The organism is Herminiimonas sp. KBW02 (assembly GCF_003852535.1).
Taxonomy (GTDB): Bacteria; Pseudomonadota; Gammaproteobacteria; order Burkholderiales; family Burkholderiaceae_D; genus Oxalicibacterium.
The window spans coordinates 120,023-137,861 of record NZ_QAJP01000004.1; the positions used below are offsets into that span (position 1 = coordinate 120,023).

General features: G+C 54.6%; 16 protein-coding genes. 6 read left to right on the top strand and 10 right to left on the bottom strand.

Annotated features, from left to right (window positions below; translation table 11 throughout):
* Positions 1–26 precede the first annotated feature (26 nt).
* Positions 27–413 (bottom strand): GFA family protein, encoded by a 387-nt coding sequence (locus DBR37_RS04990; RefSeq protein ID WP_124573388.1) that lies wholly within the window; start codon positions 411–413, stop codon positions 27–29.
* A 669-nt stretch (positions 414–1,082) separates the two neighbouring features.
* On the opposite strand from DBR37_RS04990, the gene DBR37_RS04995 reads away from it, so the two are divergent.
* Entirely contained in the window at positions 1,083–1,985 is a 903-nt protein-coding gene (locus DBR37_RS04995; RefSeq protein WP_124573389.1) for a sensor domain-containing diguanylate cyclase, read from the top strand.
* A gap of 146 nt (positions 1,986–2,131) precedes the next feature.
* Here DBR37_RS04995 and DBR37_RS05000 read toward each other — a convergent pair whose 3' ends face one another.
* The 4 genes from DBR37_RS05000 to DBR37_RS05015 all read right to left on the bottom strand — a co-directional run bounded on the left by DBR37_RS05000 (position 2,132) and on the right by DBR37_RS05015 (position 8,824).
* Positions 2,132–3,112 (bottom strand): DUF4917 family protein, encoded by a 981-nt coding sequence (locus tag DBR37_RS05000; protein ID WP_124573390.1) that lies wholly within the window; start codon positions 3,110–3,112, stop codon positions 2,132–2,134.
* Positions 3,113–3,360: 248 nt separating this feature from the next.
* Positions 3,361–4,461, bottom strand: coding sequence for an MBL fold metallo-hydrolase (locus DBR37_RS05005; protein WP_124573391.1), 1,101 nt, complete (start codon positions 4,459–4,461; stop codon positions 3,361–3,363).
* 13 nt (positions 4,462–4,474) lie between these two features.
* Positions 4,475–6,787, bottom strand: a complete 2,313-nt coding sequence (gene parC, locus DBR37_RS05010) for a DNA topoisomerase IV subunit A (RefSeq protein ID WP_124573392.1) — start codon at positions 6,785–6,787, stop codon at positions 4,475–4,477.
* A gap of 51 nt (positions 6,788–6,838) precedes the next feature.
* Complete coding sequence (locus tag DBR37_RS05015; protein ID WP_124573393.1) at positions 6,839–8,824, bottom strand: DNA topoisomerase IV subunit B; 1,986 nt, start codon at positions 8,822–8,824, stop codon at positions 6,839–6,841.
* 373 nt (positions 8,825–9,197) lie between these two features.
* Here DBR37_RS05015 and DBR37_RS05020 point away from each other — a divergent pair, with 373 nt between their 5' ends.
* On the top strand, positions 9,198–10,028 hold the full coding sequence (locus DBR37_RS05020; protein WP_124573394.1) for a PleD family two-component system response regulator: 831 nt from the start codon (positions 9,198–9,200) through the stop codon (positions 10,026–10,028).
* Between the two features lie 12 nt (positions 10,029–10,040).
* Here DBR37_RS05020 and DBR37_RS05025 read toward each other — a convergent pair whose 3' ends face one another.
* Positions 10,041–11,210: a VWA domain-containing protein gene (locus tag DBR37_RS05025; protein ID WP_124573395.1), complete on the bottom strand. Its 1,170-nt coding sequence runs from the start codon at positions 11,208–11,210 to the stop codon at positions 10,041–10,043.
* An 11-nt stretch (positions 11,211–11,221) separates the two neighbouring features.
* Entirely contained in the window at positions 11,222–12,076 is an 855-nt protein-coding gene (locus DBR37_RS05030; protein WP_124573396.1) for a MoxR family ATPase, read from the bottom strand.
* 115 nt (positions 12,077–12,191) lie between these two features.
* Here DBR37_RS05030 and DBR37_RS05035 point away from each other — a divergent pair, with 115 nt between their 5' ends.
* The 3 genes from DBR37_RS05035 to DBR37_RS05045 all read left to right on the top strand — a co-directional run bounded on the left by DBR37_RS05035 (position 12,192) and on the right by DBR37_RS05045 (position 15,188).
* On the top strand, positions 12,192–14,330 hold the full coding sequence (locus tag DBR37_RS05035) for a site-specific recombinase (RefSeq protein WP_124573397.1): 2,139 nt from the start codon (positions 12,192–12,194) through the stop codon (positions 14,328–14,330).
* 171 nt (positions 14,331–14,501) lie between these two features.
* On the top strand, positions 14,502–14,822 hold the full coding sequence (locus tag DBR37_RS05040) for a cytochrome c (RefSeq protein ID WP_124573398.1): 321 nt from the start codon (positions 14,502–14,504) through the stop codon (positions 14,820–14,822).
* 12 nt (positions 14,823–14,834) lie between these two features.
* Positions 14,835–15,188, top strand: coding sequence for a cytochrome c (locus DBR37_RS05045; RefSeq protein WP_124573399.1), 354 nt, complete (start codon positions 14,835–14,837; stop codon positions 15,186–15,188).
* Positions 15,189–15,262: 74 nt separating this feature from the next.
* Here the strand turns inward: DBR37_RS05045 and DBR37_RS05050 are convergent, their stop codons facing one another.
* On the bottom strand, positions 15,263–15,685 hold the full coding sequence (locus DBR37_RS05050; RefSeq protein ID WP_124573400.1) for a DUF1841 family protein: 423 nt from the start codon (positions 15,683–15,685) through the stop codon (positions 15,263–15,265).
* A gap of 172 nt (positions 15,686–15,857) precedes the next feature.
* Between DBR37_RS05050 and DBR37_RS05055 the strand changes: the two genes are divergently transcribed.
* A complete protein-coding gene (locus DBR37_RS05055) occupies positions 15,858–16,454 on the top strand; it encodes a malonic semialdehyde reductase (protein ID WP_124573401.1) in 597 nt (198 codons plus the stop codon).
* A gap of 21 nt (positions 16,455–16,475) precedes the next feature.
* Here DBR37_RS05055 and nth read toward each other — a convergent pair whose 3' ends face one another.
* Positions 16,476–17,126, bottom strand: coding sequence for an endonuclease III (nth, locus tag DBR37_RS05060; protein ID WP_124573402.1), 651 nt, complete (start codon positions 17,124–17,126; stop codon positions 16,476–16,478).
* Positions 17,127–17,819: an electron transport complex subunit RsxB gene (rsxB, locus tag DBR37_RS05065; protein WP_124573403.1), complete on the bottom strand. Its 693-nt coding sequence runs from the start codon at positions 17,817–17,819 to the stop codon at positions 17,127–17,129.
* Positions 17,820–17,839 lie beyond the last annotated feature (20 nt).

A 17,839-nucleotide genomic window follows, 5' to 3' on the forward strand; every position in this document is an offset into this window, starting at 1 on the left:
TTGGTGTGTCGTTAGGATGGGTTGTTTCAGACGGCGCCCTCTATCTTCCACCAGGCAGCACAGCCATCCACATAGGAATGCGACACCGGTCGCAATTCCGGCAAATCACCGTCATCAAAACTTCCCGTCACCAGGGCCACCGTCGGTTCATCATCGATAGCCCCCAGCGTACTGCCGCAATGTGGGCAAAAGGAACGGCTGGAATAATCCGATGAGCGATACACCGCAGGAGTACCACCAGTACCCGTCCACTCTACAGCGTCGCGTGGAAACTCGACCCAGCATAAGCTGGGCGCGCCTGAATGCTTCTGACAATTGGAGCAGGAGCAGCTATGAGGATTAGCTGCTACGCCATGTGCAGTAAAACGGATATGGCCGCAGAGGCAGCCGCCTGAGTACTGTTTGCCTTTCATACCAATTTCCTTGTTTGCTGTGAGCATCAGCAGATATCAAAGCCGTGAGAAGAATTCGCCTTGTATTGTAGTGTGTTCGATCCTGGCACCAGGAACGATGTACACATTCACCCGGCTAAAAGGTTGAGTAAGCTCTAGTTGGTCGGGACTTTCGCCTGGAAATGTCAGCAAGATCCACATGTCATGTTTGGGGAACATGGCCGTACGAAATTCGACGCTGTTGCCTGGAGCCATGCTGAACTTGCTCGTATCGTGATTATCATTAAAAAAACGCGGATACTATCGGTAGCGTCTTTTGAGTAATGAAGCGATACAACCGGGGAGAACGTACCCCATAGTGCGATGCCGGTCCACAGTACGGCAGGCACGAAAAATACGATGCCGCAGAATTTCAGCAGGCCACGCATTGCATCTCTCCGTTTAGTCACTGGTGCAGGAAAATTCGATGCATGTGATTATATTTGCCTGCAACACTTAATTTATGCATGTGGATCTGAGCTTGTTCCCAAATATCGTTGAATATGGCAAACGCCGGATCGTCAGTCCAGGGCATGTTATTGCTCAGGGTTGGGATGGCATAATGTGATCATCAGTCGCCAGTAATCAGGTGGCTGGACTACCTTTATTGATTTACCTTTATCCAATTAACCAGGTCGGAAGAAGCACTGCATGATCAATCTTGAACAGATGGACTTAATTCTGGAGGCTCTGCCGGACCCGGCCTTCATCCTGTCCCGCAGTGGTAAATACGTCGCGGTGTTTGGTGGGCGTGATACGCGCTATTACCACGACGGTACCGGCCTGATCGGCTTGTATATTGCCGACGTGATCAAGCCAGAAAAGGCCAACTGGTTTCTCGAACAGATAGCCAGGGCGCTGGAATCGCGCAAGCTGGTGGTCGAAGAATACGAACTGAGCAACCGGGACGTAAAAGGCCTGGACGATGACGGCCCCAAGGATCCGATCTGGTTTGAAGGGCGCATCCAGGCGCTGAGTTTCCTGGTGGACGAAGAAGAAGTGGTGCTTTGGGTCGCGAGTAATATTTCAGAGCGCCATATGCTGGAGGGCAAGCTGAGGGAGCTCAGCGATACCGATCAGCTCACTGGCCTGTTCAACCGCAGGAAACTCGAGCACGACCTGGCGCTGCACTACGAATCATGGCTGCGGTATGCGGTGCCGACTTCGATCTTTATCTTTGATCTGGATAACCTCAAGAAAATCAATGACACCAACGGACATCACGCTGGTGATGAAATCATCCAGGCGGTAGCCAACATCTGCCGTACAACGATACGGAAAGCGGATACTGCAAGCCGTTACGGTGGCGATGAATTTGTTGTTGCCTTACCCAATACCGGACATGAGCAAGCCATGCAGTTCGCCCGGCGTTTACATGAACGCATCCGGGAAGAACTAAGCCATTTTTCAGTGGAAGGTACTTTCGTCACGGCGAGCATAGGTGTGACCACCATGCTGGCGGAAGATCGATCGTATGAGGACACACTGAAGCGGGCGGATCGTGCGTTGTATGACGCTAAAAGCTTGGGTAAGGACAGGATAGTTTTGGTTTGATTGCCTAGACTATGAGAGTGTTTTTTCTACTTAAAGCGAACATTCAATGGATACATATATCCGGTTTTTTACAAGCAGTTTCTGCTATTGATATCAGAGACTTAGTGGCCCGTTGCTGCGTATATAAGTAACCGAATGGATGTAGATCAACCCCATATCGAAGTAGTACTGGCATCGAAGAAGTCAACATGTTTTCCTGCTGCACCTAAGAACGCCAATGCATTTGCTTTTAGTCGTCGATTTTCGTCGCTGTTCTCATCCCCGAAAACACTAACGAAGATTTGGCGCGTGTCCGATTTTCGAATAGCCTCAAAGATATGAGCATCGTTCTCATCCATTGAGTGCCCGAGGATGAAGACGGACGCTGTATTCGTTTCAAGTTTTCGTAGGCAAAAGGTCAGGTACGGGCTCCGACTGATTCGCTGTTTCTTCTGTTGATGAGTGGGTTCGGCAACAAACAATGGAAATCGCGGAGGAGTCATGTCTAGATTAGCGCGTACTTGATCAACGATTCCTCCACCGACTTCTCCCGTGTATGCATGTTTGAGTGCTCCAGACGATCCTTCGTAAAGATGGAGTCCACCGTGCAGAAAATGAACCATTTGTTCGGTTCCATATCCCTCCCACCGTCGTTGTGCTCGAAATCCGTCATCAGTGCGCCACACGGGCTCAAGATTCTGATTTCGAGCCCAATACATAAGAAGGTCGTAGTTAACGGTGAATATCTGACTAAAACGTCTTAAGAACGCACGTACGGATTGATACTGAGCAGTTGCGAGATCACTCGGAAGCCGAGGATGATTATCTGAAATGGCAGTTAAAAGGGCTTGCTTCAGAATCTCTTGGTCCCTCTTGATATTGTCAATGATCGGTTGTTCAACCGCGTGAACCTCTGCGACAGTTTGTGCCGCAAGGAGCGCCCGCATGACGGCCTCAAAGTCCCAGGTATTCAGCCGTTTAAATAGTTCTCGTATCTGATTTTCACGGTCCTCAAAGTTTGCGACTTCAAGTAGACTTGCGTAATCGAAGATGACCGGATTCCAGGCTTGGGAAAAACCATTTCCGAGCAAAATTACTGGTTCAATATCTGCAGCAAGGGCTGCGAAGGCTTCATCGAGGGTGAGCATGCAAGAACTGTTAGATTGATGAATTGAAACCGCTTTTATTAGCCCTGTAGCCGTATGGCGGGACTAGTTCTTAGGTATTTTCTACAATTTCATACTGACATAAGTTTACACCCGAGGATCGTAAATTTTTTCTTCTTTACCTGCCCCTGATTTCTTAGACTTAACAAGAAAAGCCAGATCAACTGAATGTCAGATTCTGGTCATTGGCAGACATACCCATAGGTTACATCAGCAGCTAAGCACACTCATCAAAACCGCACCATCTCCCCATGCTCCAGCGCGACAAAATCCGCCGCCGGTATATGCGCCTTTTTCAATTCCTCCGCCAAAGCCTTGGGCGGTTCATCCAGCGCTTCATCAGTCAGTTCAAACGTGCCCCAGTGGATACCGATAGAACGTTTGGCTTGCACGTTCTGATGAATTTTCACCGCTTCGCCCGGATCAACGTGCTGTGCTTTCATGAACCAGCGCGGTGCGTAGGCGCCTATTGGTAACAGCGCCAGGTCGAACGGTGCAAAGCGTTTTCCTATGTCTTCAAAATCTTTGGAGTAACCGGTATCTCCGGCAAAGAAGAATGATTGCGCCTGCTTTACATCAGCCGCTGTCGTGACTGCCCAGCCACCCCACAAGGTCTGGAAGCGGTCATTCAGTGTGCGTGCCGACCAATGCTGGACTGGCACGAAGTTGAAGGCGAGGCCGCCTACATCTGTTTTATCCCACCAGCCCAGTTCCTGCACATTGGTAATGCCGATGTCTGCCATCCATTGTTTGATGCCCAGCGGTACCAGGAATAATGGCGCGCCACCTGTTTGCTGGTTCAGCTTGAGTACAGTGTCTTTATCCAGGTGGTCGTAGTGATTGTGCGAGATCAGCACGACGTCTATGTGCGGCAGTTGTGCATAGTCGAGTGCGGGTGGCACTTTGCGTTGCGGGCCCATGAAGGTGAACGGCGACGCACGTTCCGACCAGATCGGGTCGGTGAGTATGTTGAGGCCGCGCATTTGTACCAGCACGGTGGCGTGGCCTATCCAGGTCGCGGTCGAGACTGTTTTATTCGCTTGCAACCAGGCTGCATCTGCCTTGACGATCGGGAAGTGATAGCCGTTGGCTGGTGGTTTGGGCAAGCCTTGTGTCAGACGTTCCCATTGCCATTTCAGGAAGGAGCCGCCGATGTCGCCTTGCAGGTAGTTGTTTTTGTAGAGCGGTGGCGCGGGACTGACGTAGGCGCGGTAGCAACCGTAGCTCGCCATGAGCAGAGTGGCCAGTAAAGCCCATCGAAGACGACGCCGCGTCTTCGATGGTGGTGTCTGGGCAGATGAAACTGTCGGGGATGGTTCCGTACTGCTCATGACTTTGCTTTATCTATTTTTTCGGGCTGAGCGTGGTCGCTTTGATTTTCGATTCCAGCGCCTTGCCTTTGCGTGCACGTTTGCCGATGTGGATGCCGAGGCCGGCTGCAGACAACTCTACTTCCTGTGCCTTGCCGCCGCGTCCGGCACCAGCGACGATGACGCCGCGCTGGCTGATCGGTTGTGCTGCCAGCAGTTTTTCGTTCTTTTCCAGATCCATCAGGATCACGCCGCGACCACCTGCGGTGAGTGTCTTGATTTCATCAATGCCGAATACCAGCAGGCGTCCTTTTTCCGACAGGCAGGCAATTGCACTGGCACCTTCGATCACAGGGCGTGGTGGCAATGGTTCATCGCCGTCGTCCAGTGTGATGAAGGCTTTGCCGCCACGTGTACGGCTGACCATGTCGCCGGATTTGGCGGTGAAGCCGTAACCAGCGGTTGACGCCAGCAGCAGCGTGACATCAGCCGGGCCTGCGTAGTAATGCAGGATGCGGGTGCCGCTCGCCAGTTCAACCAGCGTGGTGATAGGTACGCCATCGCCACGTGCGCCGGGCAGGGCAGAGACCGGCACCGAGTAGATGCGGCCGTTCGAACCGAATACCAGCAGCGAATCGACGGTGCGGCATTCGAAGGTGTTGTACAGCGTGTCGCCTGCCTTGAAGGTGAACTGTGCTGCATCGTGGCCGTGGCCGGTACGTGCACGGACCCAGCCTTTTTGCGAGATGACGACTGTCACAGGCTCATCGATGACTTTGGTTTCGACCGAGGCTTTTTCTGCCACTTCGATCAGGGTGCGACGTGCGTCACCAAACTGTTTCTCATCTGCTTCGATTTCCTTGATGACCAGGCGCTTCATCGACGATGGATTGTCGAGCAGGTCTTGCAGGGTGGTTTTTTCGTTGCGCAGTTCGGCCAGTTCTTGCTGGATCTTGATGGTTTCCAGTCGCGCCAATTGTCGCAAGCGGATTTCCAGGATGTCGTCAGCCTGACGTTCTGACAAGCGGAAGGCATCCATCAGTGCCGGTTTCGGTTCGTCCGATTCGCGGATGATTTTGATGACTTTATCGATATTCAGCAGGATGGCTTCGCGGCCTTCGAGGATATGGATGCGGTCGTCAACTTTTTGCAGGCGGAATTGGGTACGGCGGGTAATCGTGGTGAAGCGGAACTCGACCCATTCGCGCAGGATGTCGGCCAGCGACTTCTGGCGTGGACGTCCGTCACCACCTATCATCACCAGATTGATGGAGACGCTGGTTTCCAGTGAGGTGTGCGCCAGTAGCAGATTGGTGAATTCGGTCTGGTCCTGGTTTTTTGATTTCGGTTCGAATACCAGACGTACCGGTGCATCGCGGCCTGATTCGTCGCGTACCGTATCCAGCATGGAGAGTACCGTTTGCTTGAGCGCCAGTTGTTCCGGTGACAGCGATTTCTTGCCCAGCTTGATCTTCGGATTGGTCAGCTCTTCGATTTCTTCCAGTACTTTTTGCGACGAAGTACCATGCGGCAGTTCGGTCACGACCGCTTGCCACTGGCCGCGCGCCATGTCTTCTATTTTCCAGGTGGCGCGTACTTTGACGCTGCCGCGACCGCTGGCGTAGATGTCGCTGATTGCGGTTGGGGAGGTGATGATCTGACCGCCGCCCGGGAAATCAGGTCCCGGTACGATGGCCATCAATTCTTCATGCGTCAGCTTAGGATTGCGTATCAGTGCAACCGCTGCCTTCGCTACTTCATGCAGGTTGTGTGAAGGAATCTCGGTCGCCATACCAACGGCAATACCGGACGCACCATTCAGCAGGACGAAAGGCAGGCGTGCGGGCAACAGCTTGGGTTCGTCGGTAGAGCCGTCGTAGTTGGGCTGGAAGTCCACTGTGCCCATATCGATTTCATCGAGCAGCAGCTTGGAGATCGGCGTCAGACGTGCTTCGGTATAACGCATCGCGGCGGCACCGTCGCCATCGCGCGAGCCGAAGTTACCCTGGCCGTCGATCAGCGGATAACGCAAGGAGAAGTCCTGTGCCATACGCACCAGCGCGTCATACACGGATTGATCGCCGTGCGGATGCAATTTACCGAGTACGTCACCCACCACGGCGGCAGATTTACGCGGCTTGGCGGCGGAGTTCAGTCCCAGTTCATTCATCGCAAACAGGATGCGGCGTTGTACCGGCTTCTGGCCGTCGCAGACATCCGGCAAGGCGCGTCCCTTAACCACGGAGATGGCGTAATCCAGGTAAGCGCGTTCGGCGAAGGTGGCCAGTGTCAGCGCTTCACCGCCATCGGCAGGTGCTGGGTCGAAGAGATTGGCTTGATCAGTCATTGTTGTTCTGAAAAATTATTCGATGTAGGTGAGGGCGTATATGCGTCGATATCAGATGTCGGCTTCGGCTTCATTGCCGTGCTCTTCTATCCAGGTGCGGCGTGCAGCAGCTTCACCTTTGCCCATCAACATATTGAAACGCGATTCGGAGGTATCCAGATCGAACTCGCCGAGTGCAACCGGCAGCAGGCGACGGGTATCCGGATTCATCGTGGTTTCCCACAACTGTTCGGCATTCATTTCACCCAGACCCTTGAAGCGCGAGATGCTCCATGCGCCGTCCTTGACGCCATCCTTGCGCAGCTTGTCTTCGATTGCTTCCAGCTCGCCATTGTCTAGTGCATAGATTTTTTGCACGGGTTTCTTGCCACGCGCCGGTGCATCAACGCGATATAGCGGTGGACGCGCGATACAGATATGGCCGCGATCTATCAGTTGCGGGAAGTGTTTGAAGAACAGCGTCAGCAACAAGACCTGGATGTGCGAGCCATCGACGTCCGCATCGGACAGGATGCAGATGCGGCCATAGCGCAGGTTGCTGAGGTCGACTGTGTCGTTAGGACCGTGCGGATCAACGCCGATTGCCACCGCGATATCGTGGATTTCATTGTTGGCAAACAGGCGGTCACGTTCGGTTTCCCAGGAGTTGAGCACCTTGCCGCGCAGCGGCAGGATGGCCTGGAATTCCTTGTCGCGGCCCATCTTGGCGGAACCACCTGCCGAGTCACCTTCGACCAGGAAGAGTTCATTGCGCGAGGTATCGCTGGATTCGCAGTCGGTCAGCTTGCCCGGCAGGACAGCGACGCCCGATGATTTTTTCTTTTCGACTTTTTGTGCGGAACGCAGGCGCGATTGCGCTTGCTTGATGACCAGCTCGGCCAGCTTTTTGCCGTAGTCGACGTGCTGGTTGAGCCACAGTTCCAGCGCAGGGCGGGTGAACGATGCGACCAGTCGCACCGCATCGCGCGAGTTGAGGCGTTCCTTGATCTGGCCCTGGAATTGCGGGTCGAGTACCTTGGCCGACAGCACGAAGGAAACACGTGCAAACACGTCTTCCGGCAGCAGCTTCACGCCTTTCGGCAACAGCGAATGCATTTCGACGAAGCTTTTCACCGCGCCGAACAAACCTTCACGCAAACCGGATTCATGCGTACCACCGTTCGAGGTCGGGATCAGGTTGACATAGGATTCGCGGACTACTGCGCCATCCTCGGTCCACGCCACGACCCAGGCCGCGCCTTCGCCTTCAGCAAACCCTTCGGCGTCGGCACCGGCGTATTGCTCGCCTTCGAACAATGGGATCAGCGTGTCCGAGTTGGATGCCTGTGCCAGTGATTCAGTGAGGTAGCCGCGCAAGCCCTGATCGTATTGCCAGGTTTGCGTTTCGCCGTTCCTGGCATTGAGCAGCGTGACTTTGACGCCCGGCAGCAGCACCGCCTTGGAGCGCAACAGACGTTGCAGCTCGGCTTGCGGGATGACGGAGGAATCGAAGTACTTGGCGTCCGGCCAGGCGGTGACGCGGGTACCGCTGCGTTTTTCATCGCGGGCGATAGGGCGGGATTTCAGTGGCTCGATGACGTCGCCACCGGCAAATACCAGGTTGTGCACACCGTTTTCACGCCATACGGTAATTTCCAGACGGGTCGAGAGTGCGTTCGTGACGGAGACGCCGACACCATGCAAACCGCCGGAGAAGGCGTAAGCACCACCCGAACCCTTGTCGAATTTGCCGCCGGCATGCAGTCGTGTGAAGACGATTTCCACGGTCGGAATTTTTTCTTCCGGGTGCAGGCCGACCGGAATGCCGCGGCCGTCGTCTTCAACGCTGACGCTGCCGTCAGTGTTCAGCGTGACGAGGATGTTCTTGCAATGACCGCCCAGTGCTTCATCGGAGGCATTGTCTATGACTTCCTGAATGATGTGCAGCGGGTTCTCGGTACGCGTGTACATGCCGGGACGCTGCTTGACCGGTTCGAGGCCTTTGAGAACACGGATGGATGATTCGCTATAGTCTGCAGAGGATTTTTTAGTGGCCATTCAATCGAATACTGGGTAAGGGTGCAGGAATTAGGGTGCTTAATTGCAAAACAGCATGAAATAGCAAAGTGTCTGCATTCTAATGAAAAAAGGCAATCCCCATTACTTTCCCTGTCTGTGATGCCGGACACAATACGTCGAATTGTGCCAAATTGTTAAATATAGTTATTTCCGTACGGCAATTCTGGCGTTTTTTTGTTAAAAGCGGTCAAATATATCTGTTTTGACAAATTCCCGACAAAATTGTGTGCTGGTCGGTACTACGCATCCTGAGCCAGATGGGTGCGTCTCAGATTTTATCAATGCATGCGTGTTGCATGGTAGTGGATTACGTGGTGCTGCGTCTCTGCAGCGCCGCCTCAACAACAAGCAGATGTCAGCTAACAGTATTCCTTTCGCGGTCCGCCTGATCGGTTTTAAACCGCAGGAGGTCGAAATTTTCGATGCCACTTTTGCCCTGGACCAAGGCAAGGGATACGGCTATATCCGCCTGTCGGAAGACAATCTGCAAGATCCTGATTTATACATCGCCAATGCCGAGGAGTTAAAAGCATTGGTGGCTTTGTCCGACTTGCGCCCCAGCGATGTGCGGCCAGCCTTGCTGGTGGGGACGACCAGCATCCCTTTCCCTTATCCGAGCGTGGAGCGGCCGATACGCTGGCATCGTTTGTTCGATGCGCTCGATAAATTAGTCGAGAAGCGCGCCGACGCGCTGTCACGTCTGGAAGCTTCTGACGTGGTAGCCGTGCCGGAGCGCAGGCGGCGTGATCGTGTCGATATTGATCTCACCGATCCGGCCGAGTACCAGCGCATGCGTACCGAGCTGCCGAATGGCGGCGCAGTCCTCGTTATCGATAAAACGCCGGCCTTCCGTGATTACATTGCTGAACTGCTGTTGCGTAACAAGACGGAAGTCTTGTGGGCGAGTAGCGAGGCCGAGGCCGAAGGTGCTTGCGCGCGTCAGCGCGTGGCAGTGGTGGTGATCAATACTTCGATGCAGGAAATTAATTCTTATCGCCTGTGCCAGACGGTGAAGGCGATACGTCCGGCGGATCGCACCTCAGTGATTTTTCTCGTCAGTAAAAGCAGTGGCTACGATAGCGAGCAGGCGCGCCAGTCGGGTTCCGACGGCTACCTGACCAAGCCGGTGGCGGCACATCACTTCATCAGCGCCCTGAAGAAATTCATGCATTTGCCGCGCTGACGGCGACCTGAATCATTTGCTGAGCATGCGCATTCCGCGTTCCAGACCTTCGAGGGTCAGCGGGTACATGCGGTTATCCATTTGTCGACGGATGATGGCGATGGACTGGCGATATTCCCAGATGTGTTCCGGTTCAGGATTGAGCCAGATATAGTTGGGAAAGGTCTTGGTAAAGCGCTGCAGCCATTCGGCTCCGGCTTCTTCATTGTGATAATCGACGGCGCCGCCTGCGTGCAATATCTCATACGGACTCATGGTGGCATCGCCGACAAATATAACCTTGGTATCCGGTGTGTACTTGCGCAGTACATCCCAGGTGGAGAAGCGTTCAGTGCGCTTGCGCTGATTGTTGCGCCACAGCTGATCGTAGACGCAGTTATGGAAGTAGTAAAACTCCATATTCTTGAATTCGGTTCTGGCCGCGGAGAATAATTCTTCCGTGCGCTGGATGTGGTCATCCATGGAACCGCCGACATCCAGCAGCATCAATACCTTGATATTGTTTTTGCGTTCCGGCTGCATCTTGATATCGAGATAGCCGGCATTGTTGGCCGTGGCGCGGACGGTATCGTCCAGTGAAAACTCATCGTGTGCGCCGTGACGGGCAAATTTGCGCAGGCGGCGTAAGGCCACCTTCACATTGCGCGTGCCGATTTCCTTCGATGCATCGTAATCGCGGTAGGTACGCTGCTCCCATACCTTGACTGCAGTGCGGTTGCGGCTTTCACCGCCTATGCGTATGCCTTCCGGATTGGTGCCGCTGTTGCCGAATGGCGAAGTGCCGCCGGTACCTATCCATTTATTGCCGCCTTCGTGCCGTTCCTTCTGTTCCTGCAGCAATTGCTTCAGGCGCTCCTGCAGTTTGTCGTAACCGAATTTTTGCAGCGCTGCCAGGTCTTCCGGCGACAGTTTGCGCGCGGCATTCTTGAGCAGCCAGTCGAGCGGGATTACAGCATTTTCTTCAAAGGCAGTACTGATGCCCTTGAAGTAGAGGCCGAAGGCGCGATCAAATTTGTCGAAATTCGATTCATCCTTGACCAGCGTCAGGCGCGCCAGGTAGTAAAAATCATCGAAGGAGAGGCTGATGACTTCTTTTTCCAATGCTTCGAGCAGCACCAGGAATTCCTTGATGGACACAGGAATTTTGGCGTCTTTCAGCGTGAAGAAAAAATCGATCAGCACGAACCTGTCCCTCAGCGATTGGTACGCGACATGAAGACCAGGCGCTCGAACAGATTGATGTCCTGTTCATTCTTCAGCAATGCGCCATGCAGCGGCGGCACGATGGTTTTATCGTCCTGGCTGCGCAGTGCTTCCGGCGGGATGTCTTCGGCCAGCAAGAGTTTGAGCCAGTCCAGCAATTCCGAGGTAGAAGGTTTCTTCTTCAGGCCGCTGACTTCGCGTATCTGGTAAAACACTTCGAGCGCCTTGGCCAGCAGTTCGCGCTTCAGATTCGGGAAGTGCACGGCGACAATTTGTTCCATCGTGTCGCGGTCCGGGAACTTGATGTAATGGAAGAAGCAGCGGCGCAAAAAGGCGTCCGGCAGTTCTTTTTCGTTATTCGATGTAATAATGACGAGTGGTCTGTGCTTGGCTTTGACCATTTCGCGTGTTTCGTACACATAGAATTCCATGCGATCGAGTTCGCGCAGCAAGTCGTTCGGAAATTCGATATCCGCCTTGTCGATCTCATCAATCAGCAAAACAACTTGTTGGTCGGCGGCAAATGCCTGCCACAATACGCCCTTGACGATGTAATTGCCGATGACCTTGACCCGCTCATCACCGAGCTGCGAGTCACGCAGGCGCGATACGGCATCGTACTCATACAGGCCTTGCTGGGCTTTTGTGGTGGATTTGATATGCCATTGCAGCAAGGGCATGCCCAGCGCTGCAGCGACTTCTTCAGCCAGCATGGTTTTGCCGGTACCTGGTTCACCCTTGATCAGCAACGGACGTTGCAAGGTCAGCGCTGCATTGACGGCCAGCTTCAGATCGCCGGTGGTGACATAGCTTTGGGAACCTTCGAAGCGTGTTTCTTGTCGCATGGCGGTGTCATTAAAATGAAAAGAAATCGGAGTATAAGCGAGAAAGGCTTAGTGAATGTAGCGCGGCGATAGTGGCCGCTACGCTTCAGAATAGCCTCTCCTTACAATAAATATAATGAAAATCTCTTTCCTTAGAATCTTCGCAGTGTGGCGCAGATTCCGTCGCGGTGCATTGCGCCATCATGCCGATAATGCGCGCTACCTGCAGCAGATCGAACCCCTGGCGCGGCGCGCCGATCCGAATGCCAGCTGGCATGCGCGCGCCAACTGGATGATCGATCTGGCTGACTGGATACGCCGCGAACCTAAAGTGTCGCTGCTCGACAAAGACGAGTGGAGCCGCATCAAGACCTTGCGCATCCGCTACATGCTGGACTGGCTGGATGAGCATCGCGATGTGCGACAAATCGTGCAGGCAACCCTGCGCAAGACATTGCGTGAAGCGACCGGTCCTGAATTGTTTTCAGCGACCGGCTTGCCGCGTGAGTCGGCGTTCTTTTCCGAGCTGTCGGAACGGGCGGTCAAACGCCTACTGCCGCCGCCGCTGGGTCAGCATGATTTATCCACCTTGTTCACCGCGATGTTCCCGGATGAATCGGATGCCGACTGGTTGCTGGAGCTGGATCCCAAGACCCTGTCGCGCCTGTGGAAGCTGGGTGCCGATGACGGTATCGCGCACGGTTATCGCAAGCAGATCGATGAAGCCATGCTGTATCTGGTGACGATGGTGATCTCCATCGGCATCAGTCCTGCTTTCCGTCAACGGCTGGAACCACGCATGCCTTTGCTGGCAACCCCGTTCATGGCTTTGCGTCGTGAACTGGAAAACTATCTGGTCACCAGTGAGCGCGATGAAGGTGCGTTGCGTAGTGTACGCATGTTGATTGCGGTCTGCCAGGCGCAGACGGACAAGATCTATGCGCATCTCGATGAGTACGGTGTGTCGGTTGGTCTTGTTTATAACGTCGAGCGCATGCGTGCGCAGTTGACGCGTGTGGCGCGCTTGCTGGATTTGCGCAATACCTCGCATGTGGAAGAAGGATCGGGGCAGGTACAGGCTGTGCTGGTGGATCTGATTATTGCGCATCACCGTCGTTCTTCGATACGTGAACTGGTCAACCGCAGCTTCTCTCTGCTGGCGCGCAAGATGGTTGAGCGTAATGCCAGCCACGGTGAACACTACATCGCCAGTGACCGTCAGGAATATCGCGCAATGCTGAAAGCCGCCTTGCTGGGTGGTTTCATCACTGCGTTCACGGCCCTGGCCAAGGTCGGCATTACCGGGCTGGGTCTGGCGCACTTCTTTGAAGGTGCATTCCTCTCCATTAACTACGCAGTGAGCTTCTTGCTGATCACGGCAATCGGCGGCGTGCTGGCAACCAAGCAACCGGCGGTCACGGCACCTGCCCTGGCGGCGCAGATGGGGGAGCTGGAAACGGTCGAGGGTTTGCGTGAACTGCTGGCAAAAATTGCCGCCTTGCTGCGCTCGCAGGCGGCGGCGGTGTTCGGTAACTTGCTGGCGGTCGCGCCAGTCATCATCGGGCTTTCGTTTGCCTTCCTGTACATGACCGGCAAACCGGTGATGAGTGCCGAGAAGGCGCATGCCAGCATCGCTTCACTCTCCTTCGTCGGCGTTACACCGTTGTTTGCAGCTTTCACCGGCATCCTGCTGTGGATCGCCAGCCTGATTTCCGGCTTTGCCGATAACTGGTTTGCCTTGCGTCGGCTGAAGGAATCGATAGCGCATCATCGTCGTCTGGTGCATGCACTGGGTGCGGGCAGGGCGCAACGCTGGGCCGACTGGCTGGAGCACAATATCTCCAGCATCGTCGCCAACGTATCGTTGGCTATTCTGCTCGGGATGGTGCCAGTGATCGCCCATTTCTTTGGTTTGCCGCTGGATGTGCGGCATGTGACCTTATCGACTGCAACGCTGGCGGCCGCGGTAACGACGCTGGGCTGGCAAGTGATGACGACGCCGGAGTTCTGGCTGGCTTGCGTTGGCATTATCGCGATAGGCTTGCTCAATGTCGGTGTGGCATTTGGCTGCGCACTGACGCTGGCCTTGCGTGCGCGTGATGTGCCGAAACGGGTGCGACGCCTGGTTTTCCGTGCCATGTTGCGGCGTTTTACCCTGACGCCGTATATCTTCTTCTGGCCAACCCAGCCGGAGGCGGCGACCCCCGCCGCACAGCTTGAAAACGATGCCGAAAAAGGCCAAGAACAAGCACCGGCGCGGCCTCGCGACGAGTAGGGGGTAGCTTTGTCGGATACTGTCCACGCTGCCGGAATTGAGCGTGGACGCTCCGATAGTCTTGGGGTAGAATCGAGCGGTTTTGGTGTGGCGAAGTCATAATTTCACTATATAAAAAGCTGTCCGCAGCCACGCCACCCGCAGGTTTCGTCTCACTTACCCATAGCTATCATGAAAAAACTATTTGCGCTTCTCGCGCTCGCGGGTGTGGCTAACATCACTACCGCAGCGGAAATCGTTGGTGACGCTAAGGCGGGTGCCAACAAGGTGTCGATGTGTATCGGATGCCATGGCATCCCGGGATACAAGGCGACGTTTCCTGAGGTATACCAAGTTCCGATGATAGGTGGGCAGTCGGATAAATATATAGCGGCAGCTCTGCACGCATACAAAAAGGGTGATCGCAATCATCCTTCGATGCGCGGTATAGCCGAGAGCCTGTCGGACCAGGACATCGCTGACGTTGCTGCGTACTACGCGCAGCAGAAATAAGGAGAGCCTCAAATGAAAAAAATCATCTCATTGGCGGTGCTCTCCCTGTCGACACTTGTTTCGTTGAATGCTGCGGCAGAGAGCAAAATCGACGCAGGCAAGGCAGCCGTAACCAAATTCAATTGCGCATCCTGCCACGGTGCCGATTTCAAAACCCCTATCGATCCTGCTTACCCTATTCTGGCTGGCCAGCATAAGGATTACCTGAAGCATGCGCTGGTTTCGTACAAGCGCGGCAACAAGGCATCGAACGGCCGCAGCAATCCGATCATGGAGCCGCTGGCCAAGCAGTTGTCGAACCAGGATATCGAAAATATCGCCGCGTATTTGCACAGCCTGCCGACCAATCTGGTACTGCGTAAATAAGTACTGTTGTAAGCACCGGCACGCAATAAAAAAGCCACGCTCAGCGTGGCTTTTTTATTCTCAGCGCCAACAAATCAGCGGCGCTTGATGCATTCAATATAAGCGGCGCCATCCGGTGGCAAACCACTGCGCTGCGACGTCCAGATCATTTCTCCCAGGCACTCCATGATGTGATGGTGGGCTTCATGCTCGGAATCCAGGCGGCGTGCCAGTCCGGTATAGGCGGCGCGTATGCCGGGCGGCTGGTCGATCGAGATTTGTTCGGCGATCGATAAGTGCATGGACAGGTGCAGGAACGGGTTGGCCTGACCGGATTCCACCGTGTAATCCTGTGCCAGCGCTGCTTCGACGTCTGTCAACGCATCTGCGTATTCCGGGTGCTGGATGATCCAGTCACGGGCGATAGCCTCCAGCGGTGTGAGGATTTCATTCGCGCGCTGTTTGCGGAAGGTTTCGCAGAAAAAGCGGCGTACGTCGTGTTGTGAAGGTGTAAACATGGTGTTCAGAAGCTGCATAAAGCAGCATAAAAGAGCCGGACATTAGGCACAGATCGTCATTGTACGTGGCTTGGCGCTGAACTGCTGGCCTGGTTTCGGATACCATAGCGGCTATTGTTACCGATATAACCCTGATACAGACCCATCGGGGTATGCCTTTGAAACTCTGAAAATGAAAGTCGCCATGTTGAACCAGGAAGCGCTCGATACCCTCTTTACCAAAGCCCATACCAATACCGTCTGGACCGACAAGCCAGTGACCAACGGTCAGTTGCGTGAAATCTACGAATTAATGAAGTGGGCGCCGACCTCGATGAATTCACAACCGGCCCGTATCGCCTTCATTAAATCGCCAGAAGCAAAAGCAAAGCTGGCTGCCTGCGTCTCTGGCGGTAATGTGCAGAAAGTATTGACTGCACCCATCACTGCCATTATCGGCATGGATATGGCCTTCCCGCGCAAGATGCCGCAATTGTTCCCGCACATGGATGCGCAATCGCTGTTCAATGCTGATGAAAAACTGACAGCAGACACCGCTTTCCGTAACTCTTCATTGCAAGGCGCTTACTTCATCATGGCAGCACGTGCCATCGGTCTGGATTGCGGCCCGATGTCGGGCTTCGATGCCGCGAAAGTGAATGAAGCTTTCTTCGTCGGTACCAAGGTACAAGCCAACTTCATTTGCAGCATCGGCTATGGCGACCACGAAAAAATCAAACCACGTTTGCCGCGTCTGACGTTTGAAGCGGCTTGCGCAATCGTGCTGTAATAAGAGTGTAAAGCCGGGGGCTTATACGCCCTTGGCAGGTAGCGGTGTCTTGGACTTGTATTCACACAAGTCCGCAATCACACAATTCCAGCACTTCGGCGTGCGTGCGATACAGGTGTAACGTCCGTGCAGGATGAGCCAGTGATGCGCATCCTGCTGGAATTCCGGTGCGACGAATTTCATCAGCTTCTGTTCGACGATATCGACGTTTTTGCCCGGCGCCAGGCCGGTGCGATTCGAGACGCGGAAGATGTGGGTGTCAACCGCTATCGTCGGTTCGCCGAAAGCAGTATTCATCACCACGTTCGCAGTCTTGCGACCGACTCCCGGTAACGCTTCCAGTGCTTCGCGCGTGCGTGGCACTTCGCCGCCATGCTCGGCGATCAGGATGCGGCAGGTCTCAATGACGTTCTTCGCCTTGGTGCGATACAAGCCGATGGTCTGGATGTAAGGCATCAGGCCTTCGACGCCGAGCGCGTAGATTTTCTTCGGTGTGCCTGCATGCGGATACAGTTTGCGGGTCGCCTTGTTGACCGAGACATCGGTGGCTTGTGCCGACAGCAGCACAGCGATCAGTAACTGGAACGGGGTCTGGTATTCAAGTTCGGTAGTCGGGTGCGGATTGGCAGCGCGTAGTCGGGTAAAGATCTCGCGTCGTTTTTCTGCATTCATTTACTTGGCGTCCTTTTCCGCTTGTTCTTTTTTCAGGCGGGCGCGTTCTATCGCGGCCTGGATGATGGCTTTCTTGCGTGCCTGTTCAGCTTTTTCTTCTTCCGAAACCGGCGTTTCTGCCTGCACGGCTTGCAGTTTGGATGCGGCCTTGGCGGCCAGGCGGGCATCGTTTTCTTCTTTTTCGCGTTGCAGGCGCTGCGTGCGGAAATCATGGCGCGCGCGCGCGTCGTCCGCTTGCGCCTGTGACCACGCATCCCAACCGCTCTTGCCGGGGGTGACATCGACCATCGCGATGCAATCGACCGGGCACGGTGCAACACACAGATCGCAACCGGTACACAGGTCGTTGACGATGGTGTGCATTTGCTTGGCGGCGCCGACGATGGCATCGACCGGACACGCCTGTATGCACAGCGTGCAACCTATGCACAGGCTTTCGTCGATGACGGCAACCGGACGCGGCCGTTCATGACCGTTGACCGGATTAATAGGGATGACAGGTTTGCCCAGCAATTGCGCCATACGCGCCACGCCTTCGATACCGCCGGGCGGGCATTGGTTGTAGTTGGCGCTACCGTCGGCTATCGCTTCCGCATACGGACGGCATGCGGGATAGCCGCACTTCGTACATTGCGTTTGGGGCAGCAGATCTTCAAGCTGATCGGCGAGCGATTTTTGGCTAGGTGGTGACACAGCAGGCGTGTAAGGGATAA